9 protein-coding genes and 1 tRNA gene are annotated in these 12101 nt (G+C 70.0%); 2 read left to right on the forward strand and 8 right to left on the reverse strand.

Annotated features, from left to right (window positions below):
* Positions 1-93 precede the first annotated feature (93 nt).
* Positions 94-167, reverse strand: a tRNA-Pro gene (locus tag H1W00_RS11820).
* 73 nt (positions 168-240) lie between these two features.
* Between H1W00_RS11820 and H1W00_RS11825 the strand changes: the two genes are divergently transcribed.
* Positions 241-1206 carry an L-lactate dehydrogenase gene (locus tag H1W00_RS11825; RefSeq protein WP_181755874.1) on the forward strand — a complete coding sequence of 322 codons (966 nt, stop codon included), beginning with the start codon at positions 241-243 and terminating at the stop codon, positions 1204-1206.
* A gap of 60 nt (positions 1207-1266) precedes the next feature.
* Entirely contained in the window at positions 1267-2460 is a 1194-nt protein-coding gene (locus H1W00_RS11830; protein WP_181755875.1) for an HNH endonuclease, read from the forward strand.
* Here H1W00_RS11830 and glsA read toward each other — a convergent pair.
* From glsA to ffh, 7 genes are read right to left on the reverse strand one after another with little or no spacing between them, the layout of a single operon-like run.
* On the reverse strand, positions 2457-3647 hold the full coding sequence (gene glsA, locus H1W00_RS11835; protein WP_181755876.1) for a glutaminase A: 1191 nt from the start codon (positions 3645-3647) through the stop codon (positions 2457-2459). The genes H1W00_RS11830 and glsA overlap by 4 nt on opposite strands.
* On the reverse strand, positions 3647-4969 hold the full coding sequence (gene der / locus H1W00_RS11840) for a ribosome biogenesis GTPase Der (protein WP_286928606.1): 1323 nt from the start codon (positions 4967-4969) through the stop codon (positions 3647-3649). Before der ends, glsA begins: the two co-directional genes overlap by 1 nt.
* A gap of 9 nt (positions 4970-4978) precedes the next feature.
* On the reverse strand, positions 4979-6889 hold the full coding sequence (locus tag H1W00_RS11845) for an ABC transporter ATP-binding protein (RefSeq protein WP_181755878.1): 1911 nt from the start codon (positions 6887-6889) through the stop codon (positions 4979-4981).
* The gene (locus H1W00_RS11850; protein ID WP_181755879.1) at positions 6886-8619 is read right to left on the reverse strand and encodes an ABC transporter transmembrane domain-containing protein; all 1734 of its coding nucleotides are present in this window, start codon (positions 8617-8619) and stop codon (positions 6886-6888) included. Before H1W00_RS11850 ends, H1W00_RS11845 begins: the two co-directional genes overlap by 4 nt.
* Positions 8620-8623: 4 nt before the next feature.
* Complete coding sequence (locus H1W00_RS11855) at positions 8624-9997, reverse strand: GntP family permease (RefSeq protein WP_420826882.1); 1374 nt, start codon at positions 9995-9997, stop codon at positions 8624-8626.
* Positions 9958-10467: a gluconokinase gene (locus tag H1W00_RS11860; protein ID WP_181755881.1), complete on the reverse strand. Its 510-nt coding sequence runs from the start codon at positions 10465-10467 to the stop codon at positions 9958-9960. Before H1W00_RS11860 ends, H1W00_RS11855 begins: the two co-directional genes overlap by 40 nt.
* A 37-nt stretch (positions 10468-10504) precedes the next feature.
* Complete coding sequence (gene ffh, locus H1W00_RS11865) at positions 10505-12085, reverse strand: signal recognition particle protein (RefSeq protein WP_181755882.1); 1581 nt, start codon at positions 12083-12085, stop codon at positions 10505-10507.
* Between the last annotated feature and the right edge of the window lie 16 nt (positions 12086-12101).

Genomic DNA, 12101 nt, shown 5'->3' on the forward strand with positions numbered 1-12101 from the left:
GACGACCAACCCCGACACAAAACCACATGAAAAAACTCCCGAACCTGCAAAATGCAGGTCCGGGAGTTTCCGATGTCCTGAGACATCACACGGTCGGGCTGACAGGATTTGAACCTGCGACCCCCTGACCCCCAGTCAGGTGCGCTACCAAGCTGCGCTACAGCCCGTGACAACCTGCAAGAGTCTAGCGCAGGTCTCGCCGAGGTCGTCATCGGGCCGGGGGCACCTCACAATGGGGCCATGGCCGTCATCGAGAACTCCAAGGTCGCCATCGTGGGTGCGGGCAGCGTGGGCACGGCGATCGCCTACGCCTGCCTGATCCGACGGTCCGCGCGCACCATCGCTCTGTACGACGTGAACCGGCCGAAGGTCGAGGCGGAGGTGTTGGACCTGCAGCACGGCGCCCTGTTCACCGGCAGCAGCCAGATCATCGGCGGGGCCGACCCGTCGGTGGTCGCCGGCGCCCACCTGGTGGTGATCACCGCGGGCGCGAAGCAGGACCCCGGCCAGACACGCATCGACCTGGCGGGCACGAACGTCAGGATCCTCGAACAGATGCTGCCGGTCCTGATGCAGCACGCCCCGAACGCCGTCTACGTGCTCGTGACGAACCCGTGCGACGTCCTCACCGTGGCCGCCCAGGGGATCACCGGGCTGCCGGACGAGCGCGTGATGGCGTCCGGAACGGTGCTCGACACGTCCCGGTTGCGCCAGCTCCTCGCCGTGCGCGCCGGGGTGGCGCCGCACAGCGTGCACGCCGACATCGTGGGCGAACACGGCGACACGGAGTTCGCGCTGTGGTCCCAGGCCCGCATCGGCCCGGTGCCGATCCTCGACTGGGTCCCGTCCTCCACGGCGGAGGACCCGCGGCCGTTCTCCCACCGCGAACTCGACGACATCACCGACCGGGTCCGCAACGCCGCCTATGCCGTGATCGAGGGCAAGGGCGCCACCAACTACGCGATCGGCGTCTCGGCCACCCGGATCGTCGAGGCGGTGCTGAGCGACGAGAACGCCGTCCTGCCCGTCAGCATCGTCCATCGAGGCCACCACGGGGTGGACGGCGTGGCCCTCTCCCTGCCGAGCATCGTGAACGCGAAGGGCGTCGCGCGCGTGCTGGACGTGCGGATGTCGGCGCACGAGGAGCGGCAGCTGCACGCGTCGGCCGAGGCGCTGCGGAAGGTGCAGGAGGACCTCGGCCTCTGACGCGCGCACCGCGATCCCGGGCCCAACAGAACTGTCAGTGGTCGTCCCTAGATTGAGCACATGGAACGACCCGAGGAGCTGCTGCTGCAGAGCGCGGCACGTGCGCAGGCACGGGCCGAGTTCGCCTCCTGGTCGCTGATCCTCACGGCCCACGAGTCCGGGTGCGCCGAGGTCGACGCGGAGGACGCGCCCGAGATCGGCAAGGACCTCGGCCGGCGCGGCGTCACCCTCGAGATCGCCCGGGCCCTCCGCACCACGGAACACCGCGTGTGGGGCATCGTCAACGACGCCGGGATCCTGCGCGAGCGGGCACCTCGCACGTGGATCGCCTTCGGCGACGGCTCCATCGACGCTGCGCGAGCCATGCTCATCGCCGACACGATCGACAAGCTGGCGCACACGCCCTCGGTCGAGGTGCTCGACGCCAGCGTCGTGCCCTTCGCCCCCTCCCCCCCCGTCGGCGAGCTGCGCGCCTGGCTGAACCGCATGCGCGCACGGCTCGAGCCCGAGGAGGTCGAGGCGCAGGCCGACCGCGCGGTGGAGACCCGCCGAGTCGACATCAGCCACAACGGCGACGGCACGTCCTGGCTCAACGCGCTCCTGCCCACCCACGTCGCCATCGCGGTCGGGAATCGCCTCCGGCGGGCGGCGAAGCAGCTGCCGAAGGTGGACCTCGACACGGGCGAGATCGACCGACGCACCCGCGACCAGCGCCAGGCCGACCTCGTCGGTCACTGGCTCACGTCGTGCACCGGCACCGAGACCGACATCCGGGCCGAGATCGCGATCAGCATCGACGCGGCCGACCTCGTCGGGCTCACCGAGGGGCCGGGCATCACCCGCGACGGCGACCACGCGCTTCCCGCCGCGTGGGTTCGCGAGCTGGCCGCCTCCGAGACCACGCTCTTCCGACGGCTCGTCCTCGATCCGGTGGGGCGGGTACTGGACACCACCAGCCTGGGCTACCAGCCACCGGACTCGATGCGAGCGGCGTTGCACTGGCGCGACGGCACCTGTCGCGTGGCCGGGTGTCGAGCGCCAGCGGCCGAGACCGATCTCGACCACGCGCTGGCCCACGACCGCGGTGGCACCACCAGTGCGGCGAATCTGCGATGCCTCTGCCGCAAGCACCACAACATGAAGTCCCACGACAGGCTCCCCGAGAAGTTCATCGCCCCTGCGGTCGAGCACCGCGAGCGATGGCGCCTGCCCTCGCCCGTGGTGGTCGAGCTCGACCTCTGGCCAGCGGCCTAGTCGGAGCTCGGCTGGGCCAGCCGGTCGGATCCCTCGAAGTCGATCACCGTCACGCCGAGGCCGTCCAGCTCCAGGCGGCGTCGGGCCTCCGCGGCCATCCGGCGCCCCACGTCGGTGACCTCGTCGACCCGGCTGATGTCGAACACGACCTCCGAGGTCTCGGGCGGGTGCTCCACCAGGTGGCGGATCAGCGACTCGGCGCTCGCGAACAGCAGGTCACCGCCGAGCACGTAGACGGTCGTCCCGTCCTCGACGCGGACGTCGGCCAGCGCCGATCGCGATGGGCGACCGGGGTTCATCAGGTGCATGCCCATGTCGTCGGACAGCCGGCGCATCATCTCGACGCCGCGCGCGCTGTTGCCGTGCGCGTCGAGGCCGGGCGAGAACACGGCGACGCCCACCTGGCCCGGGAGCACGCCGATGATGCCGCCCGAGACGCCGCTCTTGGCCGGGATGCCCACGGTGCTGAGCCAGTCCCCCGCCGCGTCGTACATACCGCACGTGGCCATGACGCTCAGAACCTGGCGTGTGGTGCGCTCGGCCATGATCCGCTCCCCCGTCTCCGGGTGCACGCCACCGTTCGCCAGGGTCGCCGCCATCCGCGAGAGGTCGCGGACGTCCACCGCGAGCGAGCACTGCCGCACGTACCGCTCGACAGCGTCCCGCGGGTCCTCCACGATGCCGTAGGCAGCCATCAGGTGGGCGAGCGCGAGGTTGCGGTGGGTGGAGCCCATCTCGGACTCGTAGACCGCCTCGTCGACCCGTAGTTCCCGGCCGGCCAGGCGCGAGGCGAAGTCCGCGAAGCGCTCGAACGAGCCCACGAGGCCCGCGGTCGCGATGGCGCCCGCGTTGATCATCGCGTTGTGGGGGCGGCCCGTCTCGGAGTCCACCGAGATCTCGTTGAAGGCCTCGCCCGACGGCTCGACGTCGATCTTCGCGTGCACGGCGTCCCAGCCGAGGTGCTCGATCGCCACGGCGTACGCGAACGGCTTCGACATCGACTGGATGGTGAAGCGGTGCTTCGCGTCGCCGGCGCTGTGGTGGGCGTCGTCCACCGTGCTGAGCGCGACGGCCGACAGGCTCGGATCGACCTTCGCCAGCTCGGGGATGTAGTCGGCCGTCTCGCCCTGGATGCCACCGCAGGCCTGGAGGACCTCGTCGAGGTAGTCGGGGACGGGCGAGCGCATCAGCGACGCTCGCGCTTCTTGCGCGGGCGCTGCTGGAGGTGGATGGGGCTGCCGACGAAGCCGAACTCCTCGCGCAGGCGACGCTCGATGAAGCGCAGGTAGCCCGCCTCGAGCTTGCCGGAGGTGAACAGCACGAAGGTCGGCGGCGCCGTGGACGCCTGGGTGCCGAAGAGGATCTTCGCCTGCTTGCCGCCGCGCACCGGGTGCGGGTGCTCGGCGACGAGCCGACCGAGGAAGGAGTTGAGCGCGCCGGTGGACACGCGGGTCTCCCAGCCCTCGAGTGCCGCGTCGAGCGCACGCACGAGGCGGTCGATGTGCCAGCCGGTGCGGGCGGCCACGTTGATGCGCGGCGCCCACGGGATCTGCACGAGGTCGCGCTCGATCTCGCGCTCGAGGTAGAAGCGGCGCTCGTCGTCGACGAGGTCCCACTTGTTGAAGGCCAGCACGACGGCGCGGCCGGTCTCCTCGATCGTGTTGATGATGCGCAGGTCCTGTTCGGAGATCGACTCGCTGGCGTCGATCACCATGACGGCGACCTCGGCACGCTCGATCGCGGCCGACGTGCGCAGGCTGGCGTAGTACTCGTGGCCGGTGGCGGTCTTCACGCGCTTGCGGATGCCGGCGGTGTCGATGAAGGTCCAGACCCGACCACCGAGCTCGACCAGCTCGTCGACGGGGTCGACCGTGGTGCCCGAGACGTTGTCGACGACGACGCGGTCCTCGCCGGCGAACTTGTTCAGCAGGCTGGACTTGCCGACGTTGGGCTTGCCGACGATGGCCACGCGGCGCGGGCCGCGCGGCGCGTCGAAGTCCTCCTCGGGGGCCTCGGGCAGCGCGTCGAGGATCGCGTCGAGCATGTCGCCGCTGCCACGACCGTGCAGGGCCGAGACCGGGTACGGCTCGCCGAGCCCGAGGTTCCAGAGGCTGGCGGCCTCGAGCTCGCCCTTCTGGTCGTCGACCTTGTTGGCGGCCAGCACGACCGGCTTGCCGGAGGCGCGCAGCAGCTTCACGACCTTGTCGTCGATGTCCGTGGCGCCGACGGTGGCGTCGACGACGAACAGGATCGCGTCGGCGACGGCGATGGCGACCTCGGCCTGGGCGGCGATGCGCTCGGCCATGCCCTTGGCGTCAGGGTCCCAGCCACCGGTGTCGACGACGGTGAACGCTCGCCCGTTCCAGATCGCGTCGTACGGGACGCGGTCGCGGGTCACGCCGGGGACGTCCTCCACGACGGCCTCTCGCCGTCCGATGATGCGGTTGACCAAGGTCGACTTGCCGACATTGGGACGGCCGATGACGGCGAGGACGGGCTGTGTGGACACCCGCACAGCCTATCGGGGCGGTGTGAACGTCGTGGAGGCGAACTGCGCCGCGTACAGCCGTTGGTACGCGCCCTGTGCCGCGATGAGCTCCTCGTGGGTCCCCTGCTCGACGATCCGGCCAGCTTCCATGACCACGATGAGGTCGGCGTCGCGGATCGTGGAGAGCCGGTGGGCCACCACGAAACTGGTGCGACCCGAGCGCAGATCGTTCATCGCGGACTGCACGAGCGCCTCGGTGCGGGTGTCGACCGAGCTGGTCGCCTCGTCCAGCACGAGGATGGCCGGATCCGCCAGGAACGCCCGCGCGATCGTGAGCAGCTGACGCTGGCCGGCGCTCACTCCCCCGCCGTCGTCGGTGATCACCGTGTCGTAGCCGTCGGGCAGCGTGCGCACGAAGTGGTCCACCGAGGCGGCCTGGGCGGCGGCCAGGATCTGCTCCTCGGAGGGGTCGTCCGCGCCGTACGCGATGTTCTCGCGGATGGTGCCGGAGAACAGCCACGTGTCCTGCAGGACCACACCGAAGTCGTCACGCAGCTCGCGGCGGCTCATCTCGGCGATGTCGACGTCGTCCAGCGTGATGCGGCCGCCGTCGACCTCGTAGAAGCGCAGCACGAGGTTCGTCAGCGTGGTCTTGCCCGCACCGGTGGGACCGACGATCGCGACGGTCTGGCCGGGCTCGGCGACGAGCGACAGGTCCTCGATCAGCGGCTCGTCGGTGTACGAGAAGTCGACGTGATCGAAGACGACTCGTCCGCGCAGCGGGTCGGGCTCGGGGGCGTCCACGCGGTCGGGGCGCTCGCGCTCCTCGTCGAGGAACGCGAAGACCCGCTCGGCCGACGCCATGCCGGACTGCAGCAGGTTCACCATCGCGGCCACCTGGGTCAGCGGCTGCGTGAACTGGCGCGAGTACTGGATGAACGCCTGCACCGAGCCGAGCGACAGGGTGCCGTTGGCGACCTGGAGCCCGCCCACCACCGCGACCAGCACGTAGTTGAGGTTGGAGACGAACATCATCAGCGGCTGGATGACGCCCGAGATGAACTGCGCCCGGAACGACGCCCCGAACAGCTCGTCGTTCGTGGCCGCGAACTCGTCCTCGGCCACCTGCTGGCGTCCGAAGACCTTGACGACCTCGTGCCCCGTGAACGACTCCTCGATGATGGCGTTGAGCCGGCCGGTCTGCGTCCACTGCGCCACGAACTGCGGCTGGGAGCGCTTCATGACGCCGCCCGTGATGGCGATCGCCACCGGGATCGTCACCAGCGCGATGATCGTCAGCAGCGGCGAGATCCAGAACATCATCGCGAGCGTGCCGATGACCATGAGGATGCTGGTGATCATCTGGCTCAGCGTCTGCTGGAGCGACTGGGCGAGGTTGTCGAGGTCGTTGGTCGTGCGCGACATGATCTCGCCGCGCTCCTGGCGGTCGAGGTGGGCCAGCGGCAGGTGGTTGAGCTGGTCCTCGACGTCGTTGCGCAGGTCGGCCACCATGCGCTGGACGACCGTGGTGGCCAGCACGCCCTGGAGCCACATGAACAGCGACGACACGACGTAGATCACGGTGACGATCGCCAGGACCGTGCCGAGCTCGCCCATGTCGATGCCCTGGCCCGGCTGCAGGTCGATCGCGCCGACGAGCTCGGCCAGCTGGTCCTGCCCGTCGGCCTTCAGCGACGCCACGGCCTCGGCCTTCGTCATCCCCTCGGGGAACTGGCTCGAGATGAAGCCGTCGAAGATGATGTCCGTCGCGTGCCCGAGGATCTTCGGTCCGATGACCGAGAGGGTCACGCCGATCAGCCCGAACGCGGCCAGCGCGAACACCATCGTGCGGTCGAGCAGCAGGCGGCGGAACACGCGGCCGAACGTCGCGCGGAAGTTGTTCGCCTTCGCGGGCTTCTGGGGTGCCCCGTGCCAGCTCATCGGGCCTCCTCCGGCGACAGCTGCGACAGGACGATCTCGCGGTAGACCTCCGAGGTCTCCATGAGCTCGTCGTGCGTGCCGGTGCCGACGGCGCGGCCCTCGTCGAGCACGACGATCCGGTCGGCCTGGCGGATCGTGCTGATCCGCTGGGCGACGATCACGACGGCGGCGTCGGCGGTGACGGGCTTCAGGGCGGCGCGCAGGGCGGCATCGGTCGCGTAGTCCAGCGCCGAGAACGAGTCGTCGAACAGGTAGATCCGCGGGCGCTTGACGATCGCACGGGCGATCGCGAGCCGCTGCCGCTGCCCTCCGGAGAAGTTCGAGCCGCCCTGGCTCACCGGGGACTCGAGCCCGTCGGGCATCGCGCGCACGAAGTCCTCGGCCTGGGCGATGCGCAGCGCGTCCCAGAGCTCCTCGTCGGTCGCGTCGGCCCGGCCGAACCGCAGGTTGTCGGCGATCGTGCCGGTGAACAGCAGAGCCTTCTGCGGCACGAGCCCGATGGCCCGCCAGACGTCGGCCGGACGCACGTCGCGCACGTCGAGGCCGTCGATCAGGACCCGCCCCCCGGTGACGTCGAACAGTCGCGCGACGAGTCCGAGCACCGTGGTCTTGCCGCTGCCGGTCGAGCCCACGATCGCGGTGGTCTCCCCGGGCCTGGCCACGAGCGACACGTCCTCGATGACGGCGTTCTCCGCGCCCGGGTACGAGAACGACGCACTCTCGACGTCGACACGGCCCTGCGACAGCTCGACGCTCGGCACCTCGGGGTCGAGGTCGATCGCGGGCTCCGTGCGCAGCACCTCGGTGAGCCGCTCGGCCGACACCTCGGAGCGAGGCCACAGCATGAACATGAAGGTCGCCATCATCACGGCCATCAGGGTCTGGATCAGGTACTGCTGGAACGCGGTCAGCTGGCCGATCTGCAGCTCGCCCGCACCGATCCGCGAGGCGCCCCACCACAGGGCGAGCACCACCGACAGGTTCATGATGCCCATCAGCAGCGGGAAGAAGATCGTCATCAGACGGCCGGCGCCCACGGCGACCTGGCGGTTGAGCTCGTTCGCGTGCGCGAAGCGGGCGGCCTCCTGGTCCTCTCGGACGAAGGCCCGCACGACGCGCACGCCGGTGATCTGCTCGCGCATGATCTGGTTCAGCGTGTCGATGCGCTCCTGCATGAGGCGGAACAGCGGGCGCATCTTCGCGATGATCAGCCCGAGCGAGATGACGAGCACCGGCAGGACGATCAGGAAGACGGCCGACAGCTGAACGTCCTCGCGCAGGGCCATGACCAGCCCGCCGATGCCGGTGATCGGGGCGGCGACCATCATCGTCAGCCCCATGAACAGCAGCAGCTGGACCTGCTGGACGTCGTTGGTGTTGCGGGTGATCAGCGTGGGCGGTCCGAACGAGGCCATCTCGCGGCTGCCGAACGACTGCACCGTGCCGAAGACCTCGGCGCGCAGGTCGCGGCCCACGGCCATCGCGACCCGCGAGCCGATGAAGACCGCGACGACGTTGCACACGACCTGCAGGACCGTGACGGCGAGCATCAGCCCGCCCACGTGCCAGATGCGGCCGATGTCGCCCTGGGCCACGCCCTCGTCGATGATGTCGGCGTTCAGCCCGGGCAGGTACAGCGTGGCCACCGTCTGGACGAGTTGGAAGAGGCACACCACCAGGACCGGGACCCGGTAGGGCCGCAGGTGGTGGCGCAGGAGCGCGATCAGCACCCGGTCAGACTACGAGACCGAGCAAGAGGACGACGATCAGTCCCGAGACGGACAGCACGGTCTCCATGATCGACCACGTCTTGATCGTCTGGCCGACCGTCATGCCGAAGTACTCCTTGACCAGCCAGAAGCCGGCGTCGTTGACGTGGCTGAAGAACAGCGAGCCGGCGCCGATCGCCAGCACGAGCAGCGAGACCTCGGGGCTGCTCAGGTCCCCTGCCAGCGGCGCCATGATGCCCGAGGCCGTCACCGTGGCCACCGTCGCCGAGCCCGTGGCGAGGCGGATCAGCACGGCCACGAGCCACGCCACGACGAAGACGGAGAAGTTTGATCCCTCCACCCACTCGGCCACGACGTCGGCGATCCCGGTGTCGACGAGCGTCTGCTTGAAGCCGCCACCGGCGCCGACGATGAACACGATGCCGGCGATGGGTCCCAGGGAGGCCCCGAGGGTGTCCATGATCCTGTCCCACTCCATCCCGCCGGCCCGGCCGAGGGTGAACATCGCGACCAGCACCGAGATGAGCAGGGCCACGAGCGGGGTGCCGACGAAGTCGAGCGTCGACCGCAGGACGCCCTCGGCCTCGACGATGTCGGCCACCGTCTTGGCCAGCATGAGCACGACGGGGAGCAGCACCGTGGCGAGGGTCAGCGCGAAGCTCGGCCGCTTGCCGGTGTGCACCTGCTCGTCGGCGTCGAACAGGTGCGGCGTGGGCACGTCCACCCAGCGGGGGGCCACGCGCGCGAAGAGCGGCCCGGCGACGATGATCGTGGGGATCGCGACGAGGACGCCGAGGCCGAGCGTGAGGCCCAGGTCGGCACCGAGCGCGTCGACGGCGACGAGGGGTCCGGGGTGCGGCGGCACGAAGCCGTGCATCGCCGACAGGCCGGCGAGCGCAGGGATGCCGAGGCCGATCAGCGACTTCCCCGACCGGCGCGCCACCAGGAAGATCACCGGCATCAGCAGCACGAGGCCGATCTCGAAGAACATCGGCAGGCCGATCAGCGCGCCGATGCCGGCCATCGCCCAGGGCAGCATCCGGTCGGACGACTTTCCGATGATCGTGTCGACGATCTGGTCCGCTCCCCCGGAATCGGCCAGCAGCTTGCCGAACATCGCGCCGAGGGCGATCAGCATGCCGACACCGGCCACGGTCGTGCCCACGCCGGCGCTGAAGCTCTCGACCGTCCTGGACATCGACATACCGGCGGCCGCGCCGACGGTGAGCGAGCCGAGCGTGAGGCTGAGGAACGGGTGCAGCTTCGCCACGGTGATCAGGACGACGATGACCGCGATGCCCAGGAGGGCGGCGAGGATCAGCTGGGTGGAATCGGACATCAGGCCTGTGCCTCCGTGGTGCGCAGCCAGAGCAGGAATGCCGCGGCGATCCTCTCCGGCGTCTCGGTGACGTCGAAGACGACGCCGTTCTCGTCGGCCTCGAGCGGCTCGAGGGTGGCCTCCTGCGACTCCAGCAGCGAGACCGGCATGAAGTGGTCGCGACCCTCCATGCGGGACAGGATGAGCTCGTGGTCGCCCACCAGGTGCAGGAACACGGTGCGCGGCGCGTGCCGGGTCAGCACGTCGCGGTACACCCGGCGAAGGGCGGAGCAGCTGATCACGCCGCCCTGCTCGTCGTGGTCGGCGAGCCAGCCGCCGATCAGGTCGAGCCAGGGCCAGCGGTCCTCGTCGGTCAGCGCCTGCCCGGCCGACATCTTCTCGATGTTGGCCTGCGGGTGGTAGTCGTCTCCGTCGGCGTACGGGACCCCTGAGTCGTCGGCCACCGCGTGACCCACCGCGGACTTGCCGACCCCCGAGATCCCCATGACCACGACCAGCGGCGGACTCATGGCCCTCACGCTACGCCCGGGAGCGGACCAAGTCGCGTCAGAGCAGGTCGCGCAGCTCCTTCGGGAGCTCGAAGTCGTCGGCCGCGGCGTTCTGGTCGAAGCCGAAGGCACCGGCCCCGGCGGGCTTCGCCGGCTCGGCCTGCGCGGCAGCGGCGCGCTTGGCCGGGTTGCCCGAGACGCGCTTGCCCTTCTTCTTGTTGTTCTGCTTCGGCTGCTTGGCCCCGGCGCGCTTGCCCGCGCCCATGCCGGGCATGCCGGGCATCGCGCCCATGCCGGGCACCCCGCCGCCCTTGGCCATGCGCTGCATCATCTTGGCGGCCTCGAAGAACCGGGTGACGAGCTGGTTGACGTCGCTGACCTGCGTGCCCGAGCCGCGGGCGATGCGGGCGCGGCGCGAGCCGTCGATGATCTTGGGGTTGTCACGCTCGGACGGCGTCATCGACCGGATGATCGCCTTGATCTTGTCGATGTCCTTCTCGTCGAAGTTCGCGAGCTGGTCCTTGAACTGGCCCATGCCCGGCAGCATCCCGAGCATCTTGGACATCGACCCCATCTTCGACAGGGCCTCCATCTGCTGGAGGAAGTCGGCCAGCGTGAAGGAGCCGCCGGCGACCTTCTCGGCGGCCTGCGCGGCCTGGTCGGCGTCGAAGACCTTCTCGGCCTGCTCGATGAGCGTCATGACGTCGCCCATGTCGAGGATGCGCGAGGCCATGCGGTCGGGGTGGAAGACGTCGAACTCGTCGAGCTTCTCGCCCGTGGAGGCGAACATGATCGGGCGGCCCGTGACCGAGCGCACCGACAGGGCGGCACCACCGCGGGCGTCGCCGTCGAGCTTCGACAGGACGACGCCGGTGAAGTCGACGCCCTCGAGGAACGCCTCGGCGGTGCCGACGGCGTCCTGACCGATCATCGCGTCGATGACGAACAGCACCTCGTCGGGCTGCGTGGCTTCGCGGATGTCGGCGGCCTGCTTCATCAGCTCGGCGTCGATCGCGAGGCGGCCGGCGGTGTCGATGACGACGACGTCGTGCAACGAGCGCTTCGCCTCGGCGACGGCGTCGCGCGCGACCCGCACCGGGTCGCCGATGCTCTGGGTGCCCGAGCCGGTCTGGGCTCCCCCGACGTTGCCGGCCTCGGGGGCGAAGACGGTGACGCCCGCCTGCTCGCCGACGACCTTCAGCTGCGTGACGGCGTTGGGACGCTGGAGGTCGGCCGCGACGAGCATGGGCGAGTGGCCCTGCGCCTTGAGCCAGCGACCGAGCTTGCCGGCCAGCGTGGTCTTGCCGGCGCCCTGGAGGCCGGCGAGCATGATCACGGTCGGCGGGTTCTTGGCGAAGCGGATCCGGCGCGTCTCGCCGCCGAGGATGCGCACGAGCTCGTCGTTGACGATCTTGATGACCTGCTGCGCCGGGTTGAGCGCCTGGCTCACCTCGGCGCCGCGGGCGCGCTCCTTGACGTTCGCGATGAACTCGCGCACGACGGGCACCGCGACGTCGGCGTCGAGCAGCGCGACGCGGATCTCGCGGGCGACAGCGTCGATGTCGGCATCGGACAGCTTGCCCTTGCCGCGGAGTCCCTTGAATGCCGACTGGAGCCGGTCCTGCAGCGAATCGAACATAGGTCCCCAGAGTAGC

Origin of the sequence: Aeromicrobium phoceense, from assembly GCF_013868155.1 — a bacterium.
GTDB classification, from domain to species: Bacteria; Actinomycetota; Actinomycetes; order Propionibacteriales; family Nocardioidaceae; genus Aeromicrobium; species Aeromicrobium phoceense.

Excerpts from the sequence above, each read along its gene's own strand:
- H1W00_RS11825 (WP_181755874.1), top strand. The coding sequence starts at position 241 with ATGGCCGTCATCGAGAACTCCAAGGTCGCCATCGTGGGTGCGGGCAGC.
- H1W00_RS11830 (WP_181755875.1), top strand. The coding sequence starts at position 1,267 with ATGGAACGACCCGAGGAGCTGCTGCTGCAGAGCGCGGCACGTGCGCAG.
- glsA (WP_181755876.1), bottom strand. The coding sequence starts at position 3,647 with ATGCGCTCGCCCGTCCCCGACTACCTCGACGAGGTCCTCCAGGCCTGC.
- H1W00_RS11845 (WP_181755878.1), bottom strand. The coding sequence starts at position 6,889 with ATGAGCTGGCACGGGGCACCCCAGAAGCCCGCGAAGGCGAACAACTTC.
- H1W00_RS11860 (WP_181755881.1), bottom strand. The coding sequence starts at position 10,467 with ATGAGTCCGCCGCTGGTCGTGGTCATGGGGATCTCGGGGGTCGGCAAG.
- ffh (WP_181755882.1), bottom strand. The coding sequence starts at position 12,085 with ATGTTCGATTCGCTGCAGGACCGGCTCCAGTCGGCATTCAAGGGACTC.